The sequence below is a fragment of the Xenorhabdus bovienii SS-2004 genome (assembly GCF_000027225.1).
Lineage (GTDB): Bacteria > Pseudomonadota > Gammaproteobacteria > Enterobacterales > Enterobacteriaceae > Xenorhabdus > Xenorhabdus bovienii_C.
Genome location: NC_013892.1, coordinates 180,037 through 204,227, shown reverse-complemented (window position 1 = coordinate 204,227; position 24,191 = coordinate 180,037). Strand labels below are relative to the sequence as shown.

Sequence of the window (24,191 nt, the reverse complement as noted above, 5' to 3'; positions counted from 1 at the left end):
CAAGAAATAGGGGATAATAATGCAACGAGGAAAAGTCTGGATCGTTGATGATGACAGTTCTATCCGCTGGGTACTTGAACGGGCGCTGAGTGGCGCAGGTCTGGAGTGCGTCAGTTTTGAAAATGCCGATTCCGTGCTGACAGCACTCTCACAGAACTGCCCGGAAGTTCTGCTGTCGGATATCCGTATGCCGGGTTTAGATGGCCTGAATCTGCTTAACCAGATAAAACAGAGCCATCCACAGCTTCCCGTCATTATCATGACGGCTCATTCCGATCTGGATGCTGCCGTTAGTGCCTATCAGCAAGGTGCATTCGATTATCTGCCAAAACCCTTCGATATTGATGAAACTGTCACATTGGTTGAGCGGGCATTGAGTCATTACCGCGAACAACATCAATCATCGCGCAATCCGCAAGTGGCAGCCTCTGTTTCTGAGATAATTGGGGAAGCCCCCTCCATGCAGGAGGTATACCGGATTATCGGCCGGCTTTCTCGTTCCTCCATCAGTGTCTTAATCAATGGTGAATCGGGAACGGGCAAAGAGTTGGTCGCCCACGCGCTGCACCGCCACAGCCCACGAGCTTCATCCCCTTTTATTGCCTTAAATATGGCGGCGATCCCGAAAGACTTGATTGAATCAGAACTGTTTGGTCATGAAAAAGGCGCTTTTACGGGTGCCAATCAAGTCCGACACGGGCGTTTCGAGCAAGCTAATGGTGGCTCGCTATTCCTGGATGAAATTGGCGATATGCCGCTGGATATCCAGACTCGCTTACTGCGAGTGCTGGCAGAAGGGCAGTTTTATCGGGTGGGTGGCTATGCGCCGGTGAAAGTGGATGTGCGCATTATTGCCGCCACCCACCAGAACCTTGAACAGCGTGTGACGGAAGGTAAGTTCCGCGAAGATCTCTACCATCGGCTGAATGTGATCCGTGTTCAATTACCCCCTTTGCGGGATCGCGTGGAAGATATTTCCCGTCTGGCACACCATTTTCTGCAACAGACTGCCAAAGAATTGGGCGTTGAGGCCAAAGTGCTGCATCCCGATACCGAAATCGCTCTGATGCGCCTGTCATGGTCGGGGAATGTCCGCCAATTGGAGAATGTCTGCCGCTGGCTGACAGTGATGGCAGCCAGCAAAGAAGTGCTGGTACAGGATTTGCCTGCCGATCTGATTGAGAACCCTCCAACGGAACAAATCGGCAATCTTCCCTCCTCCTGTTCTGCACTGCCTGAACACTGGCCGCGACAATTGGCTGAGTGGGCACAGAACGCCTTAAAAGAAGGACGCACTGATCTCCTTTCCGATGCTTTGCCGTTGCTGGAGCGTACCTTACTCAATTGTGCGTTGGAATATACGAACGGTCATAAACAAGAAGCCGCACGTTTGCTGGGATGGGGAAGGAATACGATTACCCGGAAATTGAAGGAGTTAGGGATCGCGTAATTATCAATTTACTGGCTCATATCACCCGTGAAAACTGCCGCTGACGCATCTGATTACGCAGGTAGCTATCAAAACACATACAGACATTGCGGATCAGCAACCGTCCCTTTGGCAATACCTGGATCTGCTTCTCCGTGATATCTACCAGCCCATCTTCCACTAGCGGAGCCAACAGTTGCAGGTCTTCGGCAAAATAGTTGGCAAAATTCAACCCATAACGCTGTTCGATATCCGCAAAAGTCAGCCGAAAGTTGCAGATAAGATCTTTGATCACATCACGGCGAATACAGTCATCCTGTGTCAGCACTAAACCACGCCACAAAGCATGACCCTGTTCTTCCACCGCCGCGTAGTAGATTTTGAGATCTTTCTGGTTCTGGGAATAACTATCGCCCAACATGCTGATAGCAGAAACGCCCATGCCCAATAAGTCACACTCTCCCTGAGTGGTGTATCCCTGAAAATTGCGGTGCAAAACACCTTCCCGCTGGGCAATCGCCAGTTCATCATCAGGGCGGGCAAAGTGATCCATCCCAATAAACTGATAACCATTGCCCGTCAGGGTAGCAATGGTGCCCTGCAAAATATCCAGCTTCTGTTCCGCACTCGGTAAATCATGCTCCTTGATTTTACGCTGCGCCGCAAACAAGTCCGGCAGGTGAGCATAATTGAACACACTCAGGCGATCAGGAGACAACGCCAGCACCCGCTGCAATGTAAAGGCAAAACTCTCTGATGTCTGCTTCGGCAGGCCATAAATCAAATCAATGCTGGTCGAAATAAAACCCGTTTCGCGGGCGCGATTGACCAGTTCGAAGATAAAATCCTCATCCTGCTCACGATTAACCAGATGCTGCACTTCCTTATTAAAATCCTGTACTCCCATGCTCAGGCGGTTAAAACCCTCATGGCGCAGATGGTCAATCACATCCAGCTCGATCTCACGTGGATCAATTTCAATAGAAAGCTCGGATTCCGGCAGAAAATCAAAGTGGCTACGCAGCACCGACATCAATCGGCTGATCTGTGTTTTGTCGAGATAAGTTGGCGTCCCGCCACCCCAATGCATTTGGCTGACTTTCCGCTGGGAGAATAATCTGGCTCGTGCCGTGATTTCTTTTTCCAGAATATTCAGATAGTCATCTGCCTTATGCTTCTGGCGAGTGACCAATTTATTGCAGCCACAGAAATAACAGAGCTTGTGGCAAAACGGAATGTGGATATAGAGGGAAAGTGGACGATCGGGATAACGCGCGGCGGCCTGTGCAAAAGCAGTATTATCGTACTGCTGGTTAAACTCCAGAGCTGTTGGGTATGAAGTGTAACGAGGCCCTGAATAGTTATATTTCTGAACCAAAGGTAAATCCCAAACAATGACTGGCTCTGACATACTGATTCCTTCCGTTGTTTTCGCCCCCCGAAACGCAACGCTTTTACTGAATTACAGCGCTGTGTTCCGATGGCACGAGTCAACCAATTTTTACGTCTCAATAGCTGCCATAGTTTACCCAATAACCACAATAAATAACATACTAATACTGTGGTTATAAGTAAGGTTATCAGAATGAATCTACCTTTATGATCGCGACAAATTTATGCTGAAATTACTTACCCTTCAGCAACTGCATGATATCTTCTTTCTTCTCTTCTTCGCTGTCATCTTCTTCCAGATTGATGCCCAGTTCTTCCATCAACTCATCGATACGATCCAGCTTCTCGTCAACATAAGCATTTTCTTCCTGAGAGAGTTCTTCACCCTTCTCGAGACGTGCCAGCAACTCATCCAGATACTCATCCTGCTCCAGCATTGCCAGCTCCTCCTGTGGTGACAGACGGGGCTTCTGGCTGGCTTTCGGTTTTTCCACAACCGGTTTTACCACGACTTTTTCGCCAATAATCAAAGGAACCGGAACCTTACTGCCGATACGCGGATCTTGCCCCTGCTTGTCTCCAGAACGATTCTTGTTACTGTCATTACCGTGATTACGGTTACCAGATGGGTGACCACTGTGTTTTTTCTGGCGTTTACGCTCACGCCCTTCAGCATTCAACTCTTCACGGCTTTTTCTTTTTTGCTTACCAGCCGAAAATTTCGCTGGTGACTTTTTCTTTAACTGGTTCATAGCTTGTGATCCTACTCGCTTAATCAGAATATTTTTCGCGGAATCTAACAGAAACCACCTATAACATCCAATGTCATTCACTAATTGTTCAAAATTCAGCTAATATTCTACGGAACTTTAACTCAATCAATATGATCATTTGCCGCTATGCGTTTTTTTGATACTTCGTCTTATCGCATGCCGTTGTTTCTTTGGATCACGGGCTATGCGCTTTTGTGGGTAGTCGCAAGCTACACACTCGACCCTACTGTACCTTATGATGCTGTCGAAGCCTTAAATTGGGGTATAAATGGAGAATGGGGATCACCCAAAAATCCGTGGCTAGTGGGCTCAGTGATGCTACCCGCCATTCACATCAGCACAATTTCCCTCAGTTTTTACTGGTATTTGACCCACTTTCTTGCCATTGCCATCGGAATGCTGGGTGTCTGGCGATTAGCTTTCCGGTTGACAGGCAAAGTTGAACTGGCGTGGCTTGCCATGCTGACACTGAATCTGTCCGGCATCATCAACTTCGATATCATTCCTTATAATGATAATTACCTGTTAGTCATGCTCTGGCCGTGGGCACTACTGTTTTTCCTACGAGCCATTGACGATCATCCCAAATGGTGGCTGGCATTCGCCCTCACCACAGGGCTGGCAACGATGGGAAAATATTCTTCACTTTCTATCATTGGCTCCGTATTTTTGCTCTCTCTGTTCGTACCCAGAGTACGCCGTAGCTATAGAGAGCCCCTGTTTTATCTCGCTATCGCACTCTGGTTCATGCTGATATTGCCCAACGTCTGGTGGCTGGTGCATAACGACTTCGCCGCATTTAAATGGGTCGACTCCCAGATTCAGCAAGGCTTTAACCTGCACACCACGCGAGCGGTACTTTCCGTGTTCTATCCCTTGCTCATCGTTGGTGCGTTCATTTACCTGTCAGGCGGACGGATTGGCTGGCCGAAACAGCAATCCAACGCGCTGGCCAATATCGTTATCCTGCTGCCCCTGCTGCTGATTTATGGCTGGTTTTCCTTCAATCAGGGCGGGCGAATGACCGAGTGGCTACAACCATTTATGACGGTAGCACCTGCGCTGCTCGTCGGTTCACTGACGGTACTCCCCCGCAAGCCCCTGAAAAACACACTACGGGGTTTGGCAGTCTTTGCGGTATTGGTTTGGATTGGCTATGTCGGTGTGATGATAACCAATGTCCGTGGTGCCGGGCAAAAGTTCGTTGGTATAAAAACGTTCGCTAACCAACTGGATCAGCGCTGGAATGAGCTTTATCCGACTCCATTGCGTTATGTTGGCGGAGAATATCTGCATCAATGGCTGACGTTTTACAGTCATTACCGCCCAGAAACAATACAGCCTTGGGAGTTAGGTAATGGTGAGCCCCCTAATGTGTATAATCGCCATATCAAAGAGAGCAGTATTGTGAAAGAGGGTGCGTTATTGGTGGGAGAGAAAGGTAAGAGCTGCGAACAGGAAAACTTCCAGTCTACACTCAAGCAATGGCCAGTGTTGGTCATCAGCTACAAGGAAGAATTCTCCTTCCGGCCACAGCCGAGTGCCAAAACTGAAACCGTCTGTATCGGTTTCGTTACCCCTGAAAATAATCAGTAACGATAACTAAAAAAGCCGGGTAGTGCATATCCGGCTTTTTCTTATCATCCCTGCTATTTAGTGAGCATCGACAAACGCCATTTTCAGCACAAACAATAATGTTACGACGATAACGCAAGGACTGATTTCACGCCATTTCCCCGTTCCCAGTTTCATAGCGCAATAAGCGATAAACCCCAGCGCAATACCTTCTGTAATAGAGAAACTGAATGGCATCATGACCGCAGTGATAAAAGCGGGAACGGATTCAGTCAGATCATTCCACTTCACTCGTGTCAGGCTCGATGTCATCAATACGCCAACATAAACCAACGCTCCTGCGGTGGCATACGCCGGCACCATACTAGCCAGCGGGGAAGCAAACATCACCAACAGAAACAGCATACCCACCACAATAGCCGTCAGCCCGGTACGTCCGCCAACAGAAACCCCAGAAGAGCTTTCGATATAGGCTGTCACCGAAGACGTTCCGACATAAGAACCCGCAACCGAACTGATACTATCCACATACAGCGCCTGTTTCATGCGAGGAAACTTACCACTACTGTCTGCAATACCCGCTTTATCCGTTACCCCAATCAACGTACCGGAAGAATCAAACAAGTTAACCAGCATGAAAGAGAAAATCACACCGGACAATGCGATATCCAATGCACCTTTGACATCGACATTTCCGACAACGCTCATCACGCTTGGCGGCAGGTCAAAAATACCGTGATACTCCACATAACCCATCATCAGGCCGATGACGGTTGTGACGACAATGGAGACCAGCACGGCGGCATGAAAATTACGCGCTGCCAAAATGGCAATGATAAAAAAGCCCAATGTTCCCAGCAGAACATTATGGGAAGCGAAATTGCCGATTGAGACGATAGTGTCTGGATTTGGCACGATAATGCCCGCATTCTTCAGCCCCATCATGGCGATAAAAAGCCCGATACCGCTAGTGATACCGATGCGCAGGCTCAAAGGGATATTAGCGATCATCCAATAACGAACGCGAAAAATGGTGAGGATCAACAACCCTACCGCGCCCCAGAAAATCGCCCCCATCGCGACCTGCCACGAAATGCCCATCGCTCCGACGACGACAAAAGCGAAAAACGCATTCAGCCCCATTGCAGGTGCAACAGCAACAGGAAGATTGGCCATCAACCCCATCATAATGCTGCCAAATGCGGCAATCAGGCAGGTGGTAACAAATACGGCTTTGATATCCATTCCCGCCACCGCCAAAATTTGCGGATTGACAAAGACGATGTAAACCATAGTCAGAAAGGTTGTAAACCCGGCGATCATTTCAGTACGAACCGTCGTGCCATGTTCCTCTAACTTAAACACGCGCTGAAGCAGACCCTGTTGATTTGCAGGACCAGAATTAAGTGTGCTCATATGATATTTATTCCCAAAAAACGAAGTTTTCGACCTATCCTACAGGAAACTTATTCAAATCGTTACCCTGAAAAGATAAAAAAAGTAAACGATTGCGGCAAGCATAATCAATGAGTTAAATAACATAATGATTTTTGTGCGGATTCATTGGCAGACGTTATTTTATCCTTAATCCTGACGATATCCGGTTCGTCGACAAGTAAAGAATCACTATTTCTGATTCTATTATCTGTGATTTTATACAGAGTCAAAATACTTCTGAATTGGTTGTTAGTTAATATATGTTTTATGTCCATTTAGCTTTCCCTATTCGGTTCTATTTTCTTTATTTTTTATCTATTATTTCTTACGATTTTTCGATTTTATAGATCTTGAATATTCCCTTAACTGCTTTTTATTAAATCCTTTTATTTTATCCAATTCATCATTAAAAATAACACGTTCAACCCTGATGAACATTTTAGCCAATATAAAACCAGAATAATATTTACTATTCAACATTAACTTGATAAACAAACAACATAACGCTATAGCAGAAAAATAGAAGAAATCAGAGTCATACACTCCTTTCAAATAAGATATAAACAAACTAAAAAAGAATACAACAGTATTTGTATATTTTTGGACAACAGGACCATAATAATAACCACTCAAAGTAAGCCCAATATGAGAAAATGAAATAAAAGCACTAATTATTAATGACAAAATAAAAGAAAATGCTTTTATTTCATAACTTGGATTTTCCATTAATAAACTAGGTATAGCTACCGCTACACCTGAAAAGAAAGCCATATAAACTATCATAATAAAAAATATTATAAAACCTATCTTAAACCGACCAGGGTAAGAAAAATATTTATTATAACTAAGATCATTCAACGTGATATTTTTTAACACTGGATCAGCATTTTTTATTTTTGCTTCCAGATCCTTAGCCTTACCCAAAAGTTTTTTAAATTCTGTATTTAAAATAAAATCTTTCATATTCATATAGTTGTTATCACAATCAATGTATTAATGCAATCAATATAATTATTCAGATAACTAACTAACAGGGTTTTCGTAAGCAACAGAGACAATAGAACCAATCATATAATTACCTGACGTTAATATATTTTCTGAATTCCTAATTGTTCCTGTCATTCCTCTACCTACAAACCCACCAGTTGCGATGAGAGAGTCTCTCAGATGGTTCCGCAATGCCTTCTGTATAGATTCTATAAGATAACGTTTAATGTACCACCCTGTTCTATCCTATCTTTAATTGCTTGGTTAACATTATCTGATTTGAATGAGAAATCAAGCATCTCCAATGACGATAGGTATATAAATTTTATTTTCCTGCTGCTTCTTTGACTCTTTTCTTCTCTTTAATCTCACGCCGTCTCTGAAATTCAACTTCTTTAATACGTTTTTTAGACTCTTTCCGAGTCATGTTTAATATTTCTTGTGTATCTTTAGTCAAAAAAATATGAGTAATTCTGAAAAGCTTCATATCTCTTACCGCATTAAAATAAAAATAACTATTCATAATAAATTTAATTAATAAAGAAAAAACCATAACTAATGCATAATAGAAAAAATGCAAAAATGGCGAACTATCAAATAATAATAATAAAACACTAATGACTAATGTAGATTGATATAGTATACGATGTATGTAAATCCCTTCCTTATTTCCCTTACCTAAAGATAAAAAACCAAAAAATATTAATGAAAGAATAGAAAAAACCAATAACATACATGTGATGATAGCTAACTTATTAACTCCACTATCTATTACATAAGAAATCAGAACCGCCAAAAGCATTGAAGATGATAAGACCAAACTAAATCCAATTATCCCCAATAAAAAATACACTTTCGACGTAACTGGATTAAAATGATATTTAAATTGTTTATATCCGATTTCTTCTTTTAATGATGAATCATTTATCTTCAATCTATGATCTAGATTCATCAATTCTATTAAAAGAGAATTCAATCTAACATTATAAATGAATTCTTTTATACTCATGAAGATCCTCATGTTATCACTCTTTTTATTAATATCCATTTGAAATATAACCCGCAGGTTTTTCAACAGCAATAGAATAAATTGCACCAATTATATAATTACCTGATGTAACTATACTTTCGGGATTCCTGATTACTCCAGTCATTCCACTACCAGCGAAAGCACCACCTGAAGAAAGTGTATTGATTAAATTTTTTATTTCTCGATTAGAAATCCCAGGATTATGACAATTATAAAATTGCTCATAATTTCTTACAGAAGAAAATATTTTTAATACTATTGATATAGTATGCAGCCCATCTCATGGTTTTTCGTTCACGAATTTGGGCTGCTCATTAAAAATGAATAAATCATAAAGTTTATTTCTTCATGCCACATTAGAAATTAATTACTACCTCCTTAATCAGTATCGCCATCAGGACTAGGAGGTACAGTATCTATCCTTGCTTTCCAAATTTTACCATAAGTTATTTTACCTAACTCATTAATCTGATAATCAAAATAAATACGGCCAGCTACACTATTAGAATCTGACTCTACATGACTAACATCCTCATAAGAAATACCAAAAATTAATGTTGCTGTATTCTTACTTCCCTGATCTGGCTGAGTTGGCATTGTTTTAGTGAATGTTTTATAGACTTGTTTTTTATAAGAGTCGATGCGAAAACTTAATGTAACCTCAGAACCAAATGGCACTTTAGTTTTATCTGTAGGATCATTGGTTCCTGTAATGACAACAAATAATCCATCATGCTCTTTATTATTCATGTAACGAGATATTGTAAAATAGTGTACTATATCGTCTTTAAAGACCAAATTAGATGGGATAAAAGGACCAAAGCTGGAATATACAGTACACATATCATAAACTCTTGTCAAATCATCCAGTGGTTGATTTTTTCCTCCACCAACATATTTAACATATGATCCAGCTGAAGATTGGATATTTCCATTAATAGAGACAACAACGTAAGAAAAAGTAACAAACTTATTTAGTGGAAAAATAGTATAGGGCAAATGAATAAAATAATTATGTAAATTTTTGATATCATTAACAACAATCTTCTGTTGGGAATACTTTCCATCTACATAAAATAATATAGTATCGTCTTCTTTCGCATTATTATAACTATCAATTGAAACCAAAAATGTAGAAGAACTATCATTTCCCCTAAGCTCACCGCTATAATCTATAATATTAGGAGAGTTCAACGTCTGTTTAGCAATATTGGATGGCGCCCCAGGATCGTCATCAATAATATATAACTTATTTCTTGAAAATACAAAACCTGTTTTACCGGACACTCTCGCTTTAAAATCAAGTACAAATTGAGACTTATCACTTAAGTAGATATAAAACTCCAGTTTGCCACTTTTATCTGTGTTTAAAACAATAGACTGCTCTCCGTATAACGACTGTTTCGATACCTCTGTATTTGGATCTTGATTAGAAAGGAATATCTTGACTTTATCTAAATTAGGTAAATATCCTCCAATGATAGTAATTGGCACTTCAGAAAGTGGATAACCGTTTATGTTTTTGACCATTGCAATGGCCCGAGTATATAATTTCCCATTTGGAGGTATATTAACTTCATCTGTCATCAATGCGGGTATAACATCTTCCTCAAAATAAATACCCAATGAATCCAAGTCCACCTCATGAGCAGTATAATTAATCGTTTTTGTCGAAAAGCCAACAGCATGAGCGTTAGGTACAATATCAAAGCTAACTATATCACCTGTTCTGAGATTTTTATCAATATGTAATTCAGTAGTAACTGAATGATAATTATCGCTATTTTTTATTGAAAAACATATGTTAGATGCCGTGGCATTCATTAAATTTTTGAGTTCAAATTTAGAATTAATGGGTATATTTGAATCAGACTTAAAAACAACATTAAGAATTAACACCTGTCCGATTACTATATTTGATTTATCATCTACTGACACGTTTATCGTATTAGACATTATACCATCCTCATTATAATTTAGATGACTCATTTTATTTTATAAAGATATAATCTTATTTACAAAAATAATATTGAGTCACCTAAAACAACCAACCACTTTCAAACATCACTCATATTATATTAAAAACTAATAACTACTTTTTCAATCATCCGGGTCTATACAAAGAGTCGTATCAATAGATGCCATCCAAATGTTTCCGTAGGATATTTTACCTGACTCATTGATTTGATAATCAAAATAAATACTCCCAGCCGCACCATTAGGAAATGTCACAACATCATTCACATATTTATAAGGAATTGGGATTATATATGTTGCTATGTTTTTGCTACCTTCATCAGGCTGAGTTGGCATTTTTATTTTAAATATCTGATTTGTTTTTTTCTTATAAGAATCGATGTATAAAGTCAATGTCACCTCAGTTCCAAACGGTACTTTAGTTTTATCTGTAGGATCATTGGTGCCAGTAATTGCAACATATAACCCCGCTTTAAGCTTAGTCTTCAAATGGCGGGATATTGTAAAACAATTAACCATATCATTATATAGTACTAAATCAGATGCATTGGAATACCCAAAACTAGAATATACAGTACACATGTCATAAACTCTTGGTACATTATCCAATGGCTGATTTTTTGAACCACCATTATACATTATGTCCATTCCAGCCGAAAATTTAAGGTTTCCATCGACAGTAACTATAATATAAGAAAAACCAGCATACTTATTTAATGGTAAAATGCTATAAGGCAATTGGAAAGTATAACCATGATTATATTTTTTCTTGCTAGTTAAAAATTGTTGATGAGCATATTTTCCATCAACAAAAAATAGTATACTATCATTCTCGCTTTCACCTTCATAATTGTCAATTAAAGCGGTAAATGTAGATGAGCCATCACTTTCAGTTAGCTTATCTCCTTGACGTTCTAAAATATCAGGAGGAGCTAATGTCTGTTGATCAGCATTAAATGGGTCACCCTGATCGTCATTCAAAATATATAACCTATCTTCTGAATACACAAACTGTGTTGCATCTGTTATTCTAGCTTGTAAGTCAAATACAAATTGTGATTTATCACTTGGATAAACATAAAATTCAAGTTTTCCGTATTTGTCAGTATTTATATCAATAGACGACTGACCATAAAGTGAATTCTTTTTTATTTCTGATTGCACATTCTTATTGGAACTAAATATTCTTACCTTATCTAAATTAGCCGCAAACCCTCCTATGATCGTAATAGTCTCTCCAGCAAGAGGCTTACCTTTTCTATCTGTGACTAATGCAGTAGCTAAACTATATGATTGACCATTCGGTGGTATATTCGGCTTATCTGTAGTTAATGCATCCACGACGGTTTGATCAAAATGGATATTTAATGAATGTCTGTCTACATCATGAGGAAAATAACTAATTGTTTGTTTTTTAAAACCAAGTGCAATTGCATGATCATTAGGTTTAATCAAAAAACTAACTGTATCACCTTCATTTATATTTTCGCTAATATGAAATTTAGTGGTAACAGTAAAACTCTTAGAGTTATCTAACACTGAAAAATCAGTATTAGATATTGTAAGATTGACTGGATTAGTTAATTCAAAAGAAATATTAGTTGACATTGCTATATCAGATTCAAAAGTAATATTAGCCGTTAGTAATTGACCTACAATTATTTTTGATTTACTAGCAGGAGATGTTGTTATATTACTAGCCATAATGATAATCTCATTTTAATCTTCAAAAAAATAATGTTTATTTAAATAAACATTAGCACTTTAAGATAATATATAAGTTGCAGTATTTCATAGAGTTTTACTCTAATTTTATCAAGAAATATTTTTACTCCCTATATGGTTTTATTTATAATGAAATCTTTATTCACATATTATTAATTTTATCAAAATTTAACACACAATATGCAATATTAAATTAAAAAAATATAATGAAAAATAGTTATCACATGATAACTATTTTTTATCACATATTTATAGAACAATATTACAAAAAACAACACCATAAACAATTTACATTGTTAATATTTACATTCATCAACATAATAAATAAATATTATTTTTCTAGCAACATATGTGAATGAAAATATTCTCATAAAATCTGATATTAATCAGGCTTATCTAACCAAGCACATGGTCAATGAGATTAAATCTGTGTCTGGATTTTCTTCCGTAAAATACATAGATTAATGACCAGTCACACAAATTAAAAAGGCACTAGTAATGCTACTGTCCATCATTTTATCATAGGCAGCATTATAGAGCTCATACCCATTACTTGGTGATTCACCTTTATCAACTCTGAATCTAGCAAAATATTCTTTTTCCCTCGTATTAGGAAAGTCTAAACCATCAAATAATCCCCAAGAATAAGCATTAGGAAACTCCTCAGAAAGCGCTTCACCCTTTCCTGACCCTTTGATATTTTTTAGATTGGGTGTATATGCTTTTGAGGAAGCAATATTTTCACACCTTATTTTCTCGTCAAAAAGATCATAAAGTGAATCTCTCTGACCTGCCCTATTAAAAAGTCTAAGCATATTAATTTTATATACATACCATCGTTCATAAAATAAATTATTTCCATAGGATGTTTTAACTTGAGCATTGATTGTCACTTTTCCAAAATTGTTGATCATAAATGTACCTTTATTTTCACCGGGTAGAATTGTATCTGTGCTTTTGGGCTCCCATGTATATTCCGGGTTATCAAGAGGCTTATTATCCAGCGTTCTTAGCTCCCCTCTCATATCACCACCAATGGCATTGTAAGGTCTTTCCTGTTCAGGAAAGAACTTATTAACATTTGTTGGATCACTTTTCTTAAAGAGATAAAGCCCAGCTAACTGTGGTGCAACTTCAAAATCGACTGCTGTTTCAGCTGCCCCAGGCTCATTACCATACAGAGTAGATATCATCAATTTCACCTTAACGCCTTTAATCCCCACATAGCTTTTCAGTTTCACCGTTAAATAACCATCGGGATCTGTTTCAAGATCTTGGTCAAATAAAGCAAGAGATTGATCATCAACCTTGCCGGAGTCTGGATCACGGCTCCAATGTATTTCACTGGGTTTAAATTTATAGTTAGCCAGTTTTTCCTTTGTATTCTTATCAAAAACCAACGCCTTATAGAGATATGAATCACTCCAATTACCTTTTAATGGTTTTTGAGGGTCAAAATTAACTTCAATAGATTTGATTTCAACATTCGCGGGAAGTGGAACAAAACTCACTGGCTCTGAACAAGCCATTGATGTCGATGGCCCTCCCTCAATCGCCAAACAAACTTTTGCACCTTCAACGGGTTTTGGCTGAGTCTGGGTACTGGCTAGTTGAGCTGTCCATGTTTTATTCTGATTATCTGTGACTTCATGCAATAAATAGGTCTTTCCCTGAACAGCATCCTGTGAAAGCTGAAGATGCCACTTAAATTGAAACACCTTATCCGTATAAGGTGTTTGTCCATCAGCGCCCACGACCTTTGCGATAAATTGATAGCCTTTCTTCCCATCAGCAACAACACCATTTTTTGGCGAAGCAGGCTGGAACGTAATCGTTGGCCATTTAAACTCCACGCTCGTTTTCTTCTCTCCGACACCCTCTACAGAAACCGTGACATCCACAGTCTGTTCCTCAGTACTGGTTAATGTCGCAGTCGCCTCCCCATTACCATCAGTAATACTACTCGCTGGAGTCAGTATTACCCCTTGCGGCAGACTTTGACTTTGCGGCCATGTCACCTTTTTATTTGTCTCAGGATTATCACTGGCATCCTTAGCCGTTACCTTCAAAGTATAAGTATCACGCACCAATATCGGGCTGACTTTTGAAAGTCCCAAATTGACGTTTGCTGCGTCAAAAGAAACCGATTTATCCGCTTTTGCAGATTTATCCGTATTCCCTTCTATGGATAACGTGACCATGACATCTTTTACCGGATCAGAGCTGATTAATTCCGCGGTTAATTTCCCCTCTTCGTCGGTAGTATCTCCCCTGCTCTTCCATTTCAATCCCGTTTTATCTTCCTTATCATGATCCCAGTGAACCTTATCAATTTTCTGCCTTTTCACTGGCTGATTGTTGCCATCCAATACCAGCGCCGTATATGTATAGGCTTGAATTCCGTCAGCAGTCAGCGTTTCTTTGGGTTCAACCTGAATACTGTTTACATGAAAACGCGCGGTATCTTCCCCAAAACTCACCGTTCCCACTAATTGCTTCTCTTTATCAGCATCGCCCATCTGCAAATAAACTTTTACATTCTGCTGGGGTTTAGTACTGGTTAAAGTCACGGCCTGTAACTTTCCATTCTCATCCGTCTTAGTTGTCTCTTGTTTTTCCCAACTCAACTTCAGCCCAGATTTACCATCAGCAGGCGGCTCAGTTATCCATTTGACATCATCAATCGTGGCATTTTTTACCGGGGCGCCTACCGGGGTATCAAAAGTAATCACCGGCGTAATGGTATAGGCATCTTTATCTTTACCACTGGCGGGTAATGGCCCTGCGGGGGTGATGTATGATGTGCCTTCTTCCGCTTTTTTCACCACAAACGGCCTGACAATCACATGCATCTGAACGGGGGGTAATTTCTGGTTGTTCTCCAGCATTCCAATCGCAAGGATTGGGTAATTGTTATTACCATCAGGTGAATATTTGGGAAAAGTAATGGTCGCAGTATGATCTTTGTTGTCAGACAGTTGGCCTTTATTGTCGGTAAACGTGCCATTAGATATCCACTCAACCTTCTTAATAGATGAATCGTGGAATTTAGCTGTGACTGTCTTCTGTTCATGGCTATAACCCACAATCTCTCCCGGCAGGGACAATTGCAGGTTTTGTTTTTTCTGATGATCCAGAACAATATTGTAATTTCTCTCAACCAAATCATAACGGCTGCCTGCCAACGTACGCATAGATGCGACATTATCCGAGGATAACTGCACACTGAGCGGGACGCCTAGTCTGTAATTAAAATTCGCTAAAAACTGGGTTTCGGTATGCCCGCTTCCCCCCTGTTTATAATCCACTCCTATCGTCACCAGCGGAATGGGGGTATACGTCAGCCCTAACTTTGCCAGACTAGGGTTTTTCTGTTTAGTATCCCGGTTGAACAGGGTCACGTTATCACCGAAATATTGTTCATAGGTCAGCTTGGCGCCCAGATTGGGATAAGCCGGCAGGAAGAATTCCCCGTTAATGTCATAACCATTGGCGGGACGTTCGTAATAGTCTTTGTGATCCCGTGAATGCTGCCAGTCACTTAAGCGATAATACGCGTTGGCCGAGAGTTTCAGGTAATCCCCCCAGATTTCCCCGCCCAATCCCAATCGTCTGTTTTTGCCGGTGAAATCATGGTCAAAAAAGGTATTCAGGCCATACATCCAGTTATTCTGAAAATAACGGCCTCCCAAACCGAAGTTCAGTGTATTCCGGCTGTCTTTATTCCGATAACCGACTTGAGAAAATAACAACCAGTCCGCTTTATTGTCATAAAGGGGGAATAATATATCAAACGCACTGTTCTCTAGCTTTCCCTTTTTATCCAGCGCAAAATTAATTCTGGCCGTACCGAACTGAGATAACCATTTTTGTGCCTCATTATTGACGGTACTATTTAATTTTCCCAAGGCATAAGATTTAGCTTGTTCGGCCAATTGCGAAGGAGAAGAGGACAGCATGTTGCCTGCGGTCTGAAGATGTCTTGCAATGCTATTAGGTGTATCGGGTTCTGAGATATCCTCGTTTTTTTGTATGGTATCCTTTTTATTGGTCGTCGAATTCAAGAATTTTTTACTTGAATCATTAACCGAAAAGTCTATATCAGACGTTTTGTTACTTACGTGATGATTATCTGTTTTTTCAATCAGAACATTGCCATCCGCAAAGGCATTCATCATTGTAGACGGTAGAATTAATACATATAACACAATAACAAAACGAATGATTTTACTAAAATATGAAAACATATATGAGAACCTCAGAATGTCTATAAGCAACAAAATCTCATCACCAAATATCCATGTAGAAAAAAGATAATGCTATTATTCCATCTTGATATATTAGAAGAAATTATTAAATATCTATTAATGAAAAATAGTTATCAGCCGATAAGAAAAAATTATTGCTTTTTGAAATTCTGGATTAATTTATTATTACAAATAAAACATTTCTTAACTTATTTCATTACCCAATAGCCATCTTAAAAGATAGTGATATAAAAAATCCCCTGCCTTTAACAGCAGGGAATTAATACAACCATAAAATATCTGATCAGGCTCAGATATTAATTTTCGGAATCATTATCAATGTTTTTTTACGCCAGAAACCGAACAGTGTTGTTCTTTGCCGTTGCATCGAAAAACGGCGGGCGACAGAGTTGGCAATGAGCTCCAGTGATAAACACATGACAAAATAAACCAGCGCAACAAATAAAAAGACTTCCATCGGATATACCATGCTACGGTTATTTACCTGTGTTGCTAAAAATGATAATTCTGCCACACCCACAATATAGGCCAATGAAGTATCCTTAATTAAGGCAATCCATTGGTTAATAAATGACGGCACCATCATTCTCAATGCCTGCGGCAAGACGATATACCACAACACTTCCCAACGGTTGAAGCCCAGCGATAACCCTGCACGCCATTGACCTTCACCAATCGCCAGAATGCCCGCTTTGACGCCATGCGCCAAATAAGCGGAGGTGATCAACGCCAGTGCACAGACCACAGTGGTGATTTCGGGAATTTCCATTCCCAGTACCACCGGCAGCAGAAAGTAAGTCCAGAAAATCAGCATAATCACGGGAATGGCACGGAAGAAGCCCAATATTGCCGCGAGCAGGTTAACCCAGAAGCCACGCAGCATCGCCAGCGCAACCCCCGCCACCGTACCCAAGACAATGGAAATCACCCCTGCCATGATACTGATCACCAAGGTTAGCGCCGCGCCTTCCAACGGCCCATCAGGAAAGGTGCCGAGCAACAAGTAGCGCCAATTTTCCGTAATAACGGTAAAGTCCATATCAGTATCCCCTCACCAGTATTCTCTGTTGACGCCACTGTCCCCAACCTTCCATGATGGCAATGACGGCGATATAAAGTACCGTCGCGACACCAAACGCCTCAAAGGTTTGCAGTGATTGCGTCTCCACCTGACGGGAAGCGTAGGAAAGCTCTGCCACACCAATCGCCATCGTCAATGAGGAATTTTTGACGATATTCATATATTGCCCCAACAGGGGTGGCATGGCGATTTTCAATGCCTGCGGCAATACGACATAGCGCATGGCCTGCCAGTCCGTCAGCCCCAATGCATGCGCGGCGTATTTTTGCCCACGGCCGATGCCCTGAATGCCTGCCCGCAGTTCCTCAGCCACAAAAGGCGCGGAATAGAGCGTCAAGCCAATAAACCCCGCCAAAAATTCAAAGGATGGCCATGCCAGTGTCAGACCCGCAATGGGGATTTCATGGGAGGTATTCAGCCAAATCATGGCGGCCTGAGGTAAAATTTGACCGGAAGCGAAATACCAGAAAAACAGTTGTACCAACAGTGGCGTATTGCGGAATACGGTGGTGTAAGCCGTAACCAGCCAACGCAACGGTTTGATCTGGCTGTCCCGCGCTGCAGTAATCATAAAACCCAGCAAGGTAGAAGAAATGATGGTGCAGACAGAAAGCCATAAGGTGATAAGGAACCCCTGCCAGAGCCATCGCAGATATTCAGGAGCCAGTAAGTGTTCGGTAATAAATTGCTCAAACATATCATTCACCGCATAAAAAAACAGCAAAGCCCCGCAAAAACGGGGCTAGTTTCAGGCGTTATTTTCCTAAAGTAGATTAAGGTTTTGCCTGACTGTCTAATGGGGCGAATTTAAAATCACCACGCGGCTGAGCCGATTTCGTCTCAGCACCAAACCAACGGTTGTAGATCTTCTCTGCATCACCGTCTTTTTCCAGTTTCAGCAGCGTCTGGTTAACCGCATTAATCAACCGATCTTCTCCTTTGGTAGCGGCTACCGCCTGATATTCACGGGTAATGCTGAAGGGTGAAATTTCAAAATCTGCTTTTTGCGCTTCCGGTACGTTTGCCAGCAAACCAACCAATTTCGCATCATCCTGCGTGATCGCCTGAACGTTACCATTCCTTAAGGCCGCAAATGCCAGTGGAGTATCGTCATAAGAGATGACTTTTGCTGTCGGATAACGCTCACGCAGCGTGATCTCCTGTACAGTGCCTTTATCTGCCCCAATACGCAGCTTAGCGATATCATCCGGGGTTTTCAGAACACCTTTGCGGGCAATGAACTTCTGTCCGGTGGCAAAATAAGGGATGGAAAAATTGACCTGTTTGGCACGTTCATCGGTGATCGTGAAATTAGCGGCAATTAAGTCAATTTTCTTGGAAGATAGCAGAGGAATACGGTTGGCTGGGTTAGTCGGACGTAATTCCAGTTTTACACCGAGATCACTGGCAACCGCGTTGGCGATGTCCACATCATAGCCCGCCAGTTTTTTCGTTTGCGGATCAATAAAACCAAACGGTGGGTTACTGTCGAATACCGCAATCCGTACCGTACCGGTTTTTTTAATATCATCAAGTTTATCTGCCTTCGCCACACCAGAAACCAATGCCAGACTGGTCAGCAGCGCAACAGTCGCTACGCGGGATTGATTGCGAAATTTCATTGAACACCCCTGTTGGTAATAAAATATTTATTGTCCGACAGAAGCTATCAATTTCAATATAGCACTTGAAATAATATAAAATGATATGTTTATCATTTTTAGGAATAAGAAAGCCAAAAACGCCGGAATAAAATTCCCGCGTTTCAGGCAGTTAAGATCATTGGTCTTTAGTGAGCAGTTTTTCTAGTTGATCGCCGCCAACGTGACGGAAATCCTGCCCTTTGACGTAATAGAAAATAAATTCACAAATGTTCTGACAACGATCCCCGATACGTTCAATGGAGCGGGCACAAAAAAGCGCGGTCATGACGCTTGGAATAGTGCGGGGATCTTCCATCATGTAAGTCATCAACTGGCGGACGATCCCTTCGTATTCCTGATCGACTTTTTTATCTTCATGGTAGATGCGGATGGCTTCTTCCAGATCCATACGGGCAAAAGCATCCAGTACATCGTGCAGCATCTGGATAGCATGGCGTCCCAACGATTCCAGGCTGACCAGCAAGGGCTGCTGCTGATGCGAGAATTTTTCCAGCGCCGTCTGACAGATTTTATTCGCAACGTCACCAATGCGTTCCAGCTCTGCAATGGTCTTAGAGATCACCATAATCAGGCGCAAGTCACTCGCGGTCGGCTGGCGCTTGGCGATGATACGGACGCAGGCTTCATCGATCGTCACCTCCATCATATTCACTTTCTGGTCATCTTCGATGACTTGCCGAGCCAGCTCTCCGTCCTGATTGTGCATCGCCAGAATCGCCTTACTGAGCTGTTCTTCCACCAGCCCACCCATTGTCATTAATTCCGTGCGAATATGTTCCAGCTCTGCATTGAACTGGCCGGAAATGTGTTTGCTATGATTCAGATTGTCCATACGCTATATGCCCCATATCAACCGTAACGGCCTGTAATATAATCTTCAGTCTGTTTCTTTCTGGGTGTGGTAAACAGCGTGTCTGTGTCACTGAACTCGATCAACTCTCCGAGGTACATAAATGCAGTGTGGTCAGAACAGCGCGCGGCCTGCTGCATGTTATGGGTGACGATCACCACGGTATATTCCGATTTCAATTCACTGATTAACTCTTCAATGCGTCCGGTGGAGATCGGGTCAAGTGCCGAGCACGGTTCATCCAATAACAAAACTTCCGGGCGGATCGCGATACCACGGGCAATGCATAAACGCTGCTGCTGACCACCGGAAAGGCTATAACCACTCTGGTGCAGTTTGTCTTTGGTCTCATTCCACAATGCGGCTTTTGTCAGCGCCCATTGGACGCGTTCATCCATTTCAGCCCTTGGCAGTTTCTCAAACAAACGCACACCGAAAGCAATATTGTCATAAATGGACATCGGGAATGGCGTTGGTTTTTGGAACACCATGCCGACTTTGGCACGCAGTAGGGCGATATCCTGTTTATCGGTCAGAATATTGGTGTCATCCAGGATAATTTCGCCTTCTGCCCGCTGTTCGCCATACAGTTCATACATTTTGTTGAAAGTGCGCAGTAACGTGGACTTGCCGCACCCCGACGGGCCGATAAAGGCTGTCACCTTATTCTGCTCGATATCCAGTGTGATGTTTTTCAGCGCGTGAAATTTGCCGTAATAGAAGTTCAGATCACGTACCTGAATTTTGCTTCCTGCAATGTCGTTAGCCTTATTCATCAGTTGCTTCTCTCTTAAATGCCTTTTCATTGCATATTGAAAATATCAGTGCTTTTTATTCTTAAACAGCACACGCGCCACAATGTTGATCAGCAGTACACACAAGGTAATCAGCAAGACTCCTGCCCACGCCAGTTGCTGCCAGTCAGAGAAAGGACTCATGGCAAACTTGAAGATGGTAACGGGCAGGTTCGCAATCGGCTGACTGAGATCGGTGCTCCAAAACTGATTGGAAAGCGAGGTAAACAGCAAAGGCGCGGTTTCCCCTGCAATACGGGCTATCGCCAGCAAGACACCGGTCATGATGCCGGATATCGAAGCCTTTAACGTAATGGCAGAGATCATTTTCCATTTCGGTGTACCCAGCGCATAAGCGGCTTCGCGCAGATTATCCGGGACAAGTTTCAACATGTTTTCGGTCGTGCGGATCACGATGGGAATTTGGAGCAACGCCAATGCGATAACCCCTGCCCAACCGGAAAAATGCTGCATTTTTGTCACAATCACCGAGTAAACAAACAATCCGACGACAATCGAAGGTGCTGACAACAGAATATCGTTGATAAAGCGGGTCACTTCAGCCAGCCATGAGCGGCGGCCATACTCCTCCAGATAGATGCCGGCCATGATACCCAATGGCGTGCCAAACACGGTTGCCCAGAAAATCAGCAGCCCACTGCCGACGATGGCGTTTGCCAGCCCGCCACCTTCGGTATTAGGCGGGGGTGTCATTTCAGTAAACAGCGCCAGCGACATGCCATCAATGCCTTTGGTGACGGTGGAGAATAAAATCCAGATCAACCAAAACAGGCCAAATACCATCGTTGCCATAGACAACAACAGGGCAATACGGTTTTTCTGTCGGCGCCATGCCTGCATCCGGCGGCGGTTGTTCATCTCCGCCGTATTTATCGCGCCAACCGCACGTGGCTGAGGATTATTACCCGTGGTCATCTCAGCGCCCCTCATTCTTTGCCAGACGCAGGATCATCAATTTCGACAACGCCAGCACAATAAAGGTGATCACAAACAGGATCAGTCCCAGTTCCATCAATGCTGCGGTATGCAAGCCGGATTCCGCTTCGGCGAATTCGTTGGCCAGGGCGGACGTAATGCTATTCCCCGGCATGTAGAGAGAGAGACTGTCAAGTTGGTAGGTATTACCGATAATAAAGGTCACCGCCATCGTTTCCCCCAACGCCCGGCCAAGCCCCAACATGACGCCGCCAATCACGCCATTCTTGGTGTAAGGCAGGACGATACGCCAAATCACTTCCCAGGTTGTACAGCCGATCCCATAGGCGGATTCCTTCATCATGACCGGCGTTTGCTCAAACACATCACGCATAACGGAAGCGATATAAGGAATAATCATGATGGCGAGAATGATGCCTGCCGTCAGAATGCCGATACCAAAAGCCGGGCCGGAGAACAGTTCTCCCACGATGGGAATACTCGACAGCACATCACCGACAGGTTGCTGGAAATAAGTGGCGAACAGAGGAGCAAAGACAAACAGCCCCCACATGCCATAAACAATACTGGGGATCGCGGCCAGTAGTTCAACCGCCACGCCCAGCGGACGTTTCAACCAGTTAGGTGCCAGTTCCGTCAAAAACAGGGCAATACCAAAACTCACAGGAACGGCAATAATCAGGGCAATCAGTGAGGTCACCAATGTGCCATAAATCGGCACCAGTGCGCCAAATTGCTCTGCCGGCGCATCCCAATCCTTGTTCCATAGAAAACCAAAACCAAAAGTTTTGATACTCGGCCAGGCAGCAATAATCAGCGAAATGATAATGCCCCCCAGCAGAAATAACGTCATCAGCGCAGCTAGTCTAACCAGTGCGCTGAAAATAATATCGCCATTTTTGCTTGGTGCTTTCAGTGCCGTTTTACGTTCGGCCATACGCTTAATTCTCATTTGGGTTAATTTCCCCCTCAGCAAAAGGGCGCAAAGGGGGAATGAATCAAAGTGACCGATTCAACAACGGTTAATATAAAGATAATTTTAGTACAGCGGATTACCACTGCTGTCTTTTATGTCGCGCTTCCATGCTGCACGTATCTGTCCAATGACGTCTTGCGGCAGGACAGAATAATCCAGATCTTTCGCCTGTTTTCCGCCCTGCTCATAAGCCCAATCGAAAAATTTCAGCACTTCAATCCCATTCGCCGCATTTTTCTGCTGTTTGTGGATCAGAATAAAAGTCGTTGAAGTGATCGGCCACACATTGTCACCTTTCTGGGCTGTCAGATCCTGAGCGAAACTTTTGCTCCAATCCGCCCCTTTCGCCGCAGCACTGAAATTCGCTTCAGTAGGCGCAACGACTTTGCCGTCTGCCGAAATCAATTTGGTATAAGCGAGGTTATTTTGTTTCGCATAGGCGTATTCGACATAACCGATGGAACCGGGCAAACGCTGGACGAACGCGGCAATGCCATCGTTACCCTTGCCCCCCAAGCCGGCCGGCCATTTAACCGTCGAACCCACCCCGACTTTTTCCTTCCAGAGACTATTCACTTTGGACAGGTAGCTGGTGAAGACGAAGGAAGTACCAGAGCCATCCGCACGACGAATGACGGCGATATTCTGATCGGGGAGTCTGAGGCCGGGATTCAGTTTTGTAATCGCCGGATCATTCCATTTCTTGATATTGCCCAGATAAATGTCACCGAGGGTTTTGCCATCCAAGACCAACTGGCCGGATTTAATACCAGAAATATTCACGGCCAGCACAATGCCACCGATCACCGTTGGAAACTGGAACAGGCCATCAGCTTCGAGTTTTTCATGAGAAAGCGGGGCATCAGATGCACCAAAATCAACGGTATGGGCAATAATCTGTTTCACACCACCCGAAGAGCCAATACCCTGATAATTGATTTTATTGCCCGTTTCTTTTTGATAGGAATCTGCCCACTTGGTATATACCGGTGCCGGGAATGTCGCCCCCGCTCCCGTCAGACTGGAAGCAGCAAACGAAGACAGAGATGTCATGGCAAGTGCTGCTGCCATGATGCTTGCCACGGTGGTACGCATTGGTTTCATACTCCCTCCTGCTGGGATACGCATCATTAATTAAAAACAAGCGTCAAACTACGTCAACAACTTTGCCTGTATCTGAATAATTTTTATCTGAAAAAAGGATTCAGGGGAAAAATAAGTTAATTCAATGACAGCAAAATGTATTAATTATGACATTTTTATGACAGCCTCTTTT

At 42.3% G+C, this 24,191-nt stretch carries 18 protein-coding genes; 2 read left to right on the top strand and 16 right to left on the bottom strand.

The genetic code is table 11. The features are described from left to right. Positions 1–19: 19 nt before the first annotated feature. Complete coding sequence (gene glnG / locus XBJ1_RS00905) at positions 20–1,450, top strand: nitrogen regulation protein NR(I) (RefSeq protein ID WP_012986824.1); 1,431 nt, start codon at positions 20–22, stop codon at positions 1,448–1,450. A 16-nt stretch (positions 1,451–1,466) separates the two neighbouring features. Here the strand turns inward: glnG and hemN are convergent, their stop codons facing one another. Both hemN and yihI read right to left on the bottom strand, forming a co-directional pair. Continuing rightward, on the bottom strand, positions 1,467–2,840 hold the full coding sequence (hemN, locus tag XBJ1_RS00900; RefSeq protein ID WP_012986823.1) for an oxygen-independent coproporphyrinogen III oxidase: 1,374 nt from the start codon (positions 2,838–2,840) through the stop codon (positions 1,467–1,469). Positions 2,841–3,054: 214 nt separating this feature from the next. Continuing rightward, on the bottom strand, positions 3,055–3,573 hold the full coding sequence (yihI, locus tag XBJ1_RS00895) for a Der GTPase-activating protein YihI (RefSeq protein ID WP_012986822.1): 519 nt from the start codon (positions 3,571–3,573) through the stop codon (positions 3,055–3,057). Between the two features lie 147 nt (positions 3,574–3,720). On the opposite strand from yihI, the gene XBJ1_RS00890 reads away from it, so the two are divergent. Next, positions 3,721–5,190: a glycosyltransferase family 39 protein gene (locus XBJ1_RS00890; protein WP_012986821.1), complete on the top strand. Its 1,470-nt coding sequence runs from the start codon at positions 3,721–3,723 to the stop codon at positions 5,188–5,190. 57 nt (positions 5,191–5,247) lie between these two features. Here the strand turns inward: XBJ1_RS00890 and XBJ1_RS00885 are convergent, their stop codons facing one another. The 14 genes from XBJ1_RS00885 to pstS form a co-directional block, all read right to left on the bottom strand. Further along, positions 5,248–6,585: an NCS2 family permease gene (locus XBJ1_RS00885; protein WP_012986820.1), complete on the bottom strand. Its 1,338-nt coding sequence runs from the start codon at positions 6,583–6,585 to the stop codon at positions 5,248–5,250. A 339-nt stretch (positions 6,586–6,924) separates the two neighbouring features. Continuing rightward, complete coding sequence (locus XBJ1_RS00880) at positions 6,925–7,575, bottom strand: hypothetical protein (RefSeq protein ID WP_012986818.1); 651 nt, start codon at positions 7,573–7,575, stop codon at positions 6,925–6,927. A 343-nt stretch (positions 7,576–7,918) separates the two neighbouring features. Further along, entirely contained in the window at positions 7,919–8,602 is a 684-nt protein-coding gene (locus XBJ1_RS00875) for a hypothetical protein (RefSeq protein WP_143827609.1), read from the bottom strand. A gap of 399 nt (positions 8,603–9,001) precedes the next feature. Beyond that, positions 9,002–10,579 (bottom strand): hypothetical protein, encoded by a 1,578-nt coding sequence (locus tag XBJ1_RS00870; RefSeq protein ID WP_012986815.1) that lies wholly within the window; start codon positions 10,577–10,579, stop codon positions 9,002–9,004. Positions 10,580–10,723: 144 nt separating this feature from the next. Then, positions 10,724–12,304 carry a hypothetical protein gene (locus XBJ1_RS00865; RefSeq protein WP_012986814.1) on the bottom strand — a complete coding sequence of 527 codons (1,581 nt, stop codon included), beginning with the start codon at positions 12,302–12,304 and terminating at the stop codon, positions 10,724–10,726. A gap of 482 nt (positions 12,305–12,786) precedes the next feature. Beyond that, positions 12,787–16,503, bottom strand: a complete 3,717-nt coding sequence (locus XBJ1_RS18930; RefSeq protein ID WP_158304276.1) for an inverse autotransporter beta domain-containing protein — start codon at positions 16,501–16,503, stop codon at positions 12,787–12,789. A gap of 379 nt (positions 16,504–16,882) precedes the next feature. Continuing rightward, positions 16,883–17,632 (bottom strand): amino acid ABC transporter permease, encoded by a 750-nt coding sequence (locus XBJ1_RS00855; protein ID WP_012986810.1) that lies wholly within the window; start codon positions 17,630–17,632, stop codon positions 16,883–16,885. 1 nt (position 17,633) lies between these two features. After that, positions 17,634–18,371, bottom strand: coding sequence for an amino acid ABC transporter permease (locus XBJ1_RS00850; protein ID WP_012986809.1), 738 nt, complete (start codon positions 18,369–18,371; stop codon positions 17,634–17,636). 76 nt (positions 18,372–18,447) lie between these two features. Continuing rightward, a complete protein-coding gene (locus XBJ1_RS00845; RefSeq protein WP_012986808.1) occupies positions 18,448–19,296 on the bottom strand; it encodes an ABC transporter substrate-binding protein in 849 nt (282 codons plus the stop codon). A gap of 157 nt (positions 19,297–19,453) precedes the next feature. Continuing rightward, positions 19,454–20,170 carry a phosphate signaling complex protein PhoU gene (phoU, locus tag XBJ1_RS00840; protein ID WP_012986807.1) on the bottom strand — a complete coding sequence of 239 codons (717 nt, stop codon included), beginning with the start codon at positions 20,168–20,170 and terminating at the stop codon, positions 19,454–19,456. A gap of 17 nt (positions 20,171–20,187) precedes the next feature. Next, complete coding sequence (gene pstB / locus XBJ1_RS00835) at positions 20,188–20,964, bottom strand: phosphate ABC transporter ATP-binding protein PstB (protein WP_012986806.1); 777 nt, start codon at positions 20,962–20,964, stop codon at positions 20,188–20,190. 45 nt (positions 20,965–21,009) lie between these two features. Continuing rightward, a complete protein-coding gene (pstA, locus tag XBJ1_RS00830) occupies positions 21,010–21,861 on the bottom strand; it encodes a phosphate ABC transporter permease PstA (protein WP_143827704.1) in 852 nt (283 codons plus the stop codon). 58 nt (positions 21,862–21,919) lie between these two features. Then, positions 21,920–22,876 (bottom strand): phosphate ABC transporter permease PstC, encoded by a 957-nt coding sequence (gene pstC / locus XBJ1_RS00825; protein WP_012986804.1) that lies wholly within the window; start codon positions 22,874–22,876, stop codon positions 21,920–21,922. Between the two features lie 102 nt (positions 22,877–22,978). Then, the gene (gene pstS, locus XBJ1_RS00820) at positions 22,979–24,019 is read right to left on the bottom strand and encodes a phosphate ABC transporter substrate-binding protein PstS (RefSeq protein ID WP_038198217.1); all 1,041 of its coding nucleotides are present in this window, start codon (positions 24,017–24,019) and stop codon (positions 22,979–22,981) included. Between the last annotated feature and the right edge of the window lie 172 nt (positions 24,020–24,191).

Excerpts from the sequence above, each read along its gene's own strand:
- XBJ1_RS00870 (WP_012986815.1), bottom strand. The coding sequence starts at position 10,579 with ATGTCTAATACGATAAACGTGTCAGTAGATGATAAATCAAATATAGTA.
- XBJ1_RS00855 (WP_012986810.1), bottom strand. The coding sequence starts at position 17,632 with ATGGACTTTACCGTTATTACGGAAAATTGGCGCTACTTGTTGCTCGGC.
- pstB (WP_012986806.1), bottom strand. The coding sequence starts at position 20,964 with ATGAATAAGGCTAACGACATTGCAGGAAGCAAAATTCAGGTACGTGAT.
- pstA (WP_143827704.1), bottom strand. The coding sequence starts at position 21,861 with ATGAACAACCGCCGCCGGATGCAGGCATGGCGCCGACAGAAAAACCGT.
- pstS (WP_038198217.1), bottom strand. The coding sequence starts at position 24,019 with ATGAAACCAATGCGTACCACCGTGGCAAGCATCATGGCAGCAGCACTT.
- glnG (WP_012986824.1), top strand. The coding sequence starts at position 20 with ATGCAACGAGGAAAAGTCTGGATCGTTGATGATGACAGTTCTATCCGC.
- XBJ1_RS00880 (WP_012986818.1), bottom strand. The coding sequence starts at position 7,575 with ATGAATATGAAAGATTTTATTTTAAATACAGAATTTAAAAAACTTTTG.
- XBJ1_RS00890 (WP_012986821.1), top strand. The coding sequence starts at position 3,721 with ATGCGTTTTTTTGATACTTCGTCTTATCGCATGCCGTTGTTTCTTTGG.
- pstC (WP_012986804.1), bottom strand. The coding sequence starts at position 22,876 with ATGGCCGAACGTAAAACGGCACTGAAAGCACCAAGCAAAAATGGCGAT.
- XBJ1_RS00845 (WP_012986808.1), bottom strand. The coding sequence starts at position 19,296 with ATGAAATTTCGCAATCAATCCCGCGTAGCGACTGTTGCGCTGCTGACC.
- XBJ1_RS00865 (WP_012986814.1), bottom strand. The coding sequence starts at position 12,304 with ATGGCTAGTAATATAACAACATCTCCTGCTAGTAAATCAAAAATAATT.
- phoU (WP_012986807.1), bottom strand. The coding sequence starts at position 20,170 with ATGGACAATCTGAATCATAGCAAACACATTTCCGGCCAGTTCAATGCA.
- XBJ1_RS00875 (WP_143827609.1), bottom strand. The coding sequence starts at position 8,602 with ATGAGTATAAAAGAATTCATTTATAATGTTAGATTGAATTCTCTTTTA.
- XBJ1_RS00885 (WP_012986820.1), bottom strand. The coding sequence starts at position 6,585 with ATGAGCACACTTAATTCTGGTCCTGCAAATCAACAGGGTCTGCTTCAG.
- yihI (WP_012986822.1), bottom strand. The coding sequence starts at position 3,573 with ATGAACCAGTTAAAGAAAAAGTCACCAGCGAAATTTTCGGCTGGTAAG.
- XBJ1_RS18930 (WP_158304276.1), bottom strand. The coding sequence starts at position 16,503 with ATGATGAATGCCTTTGCGGATGGCAATGTTCTGATTGAAAAAACAGAT.
- XBJ1_RS00850 (WP_012986809.1), bottom strand. The coding sequence starts at position 18,371 with ATGTTTGAGCAATTTATTACCGAACACTTACTGGCTCCTGAATATCTG.
- hemN (WP_012986823.1), bottom strand. The coding sequence starts at position 2,840 with ATGTCAGAGCCAGTCATTGTTTGGGATTTACCTTTGGTTCAGAAATAT.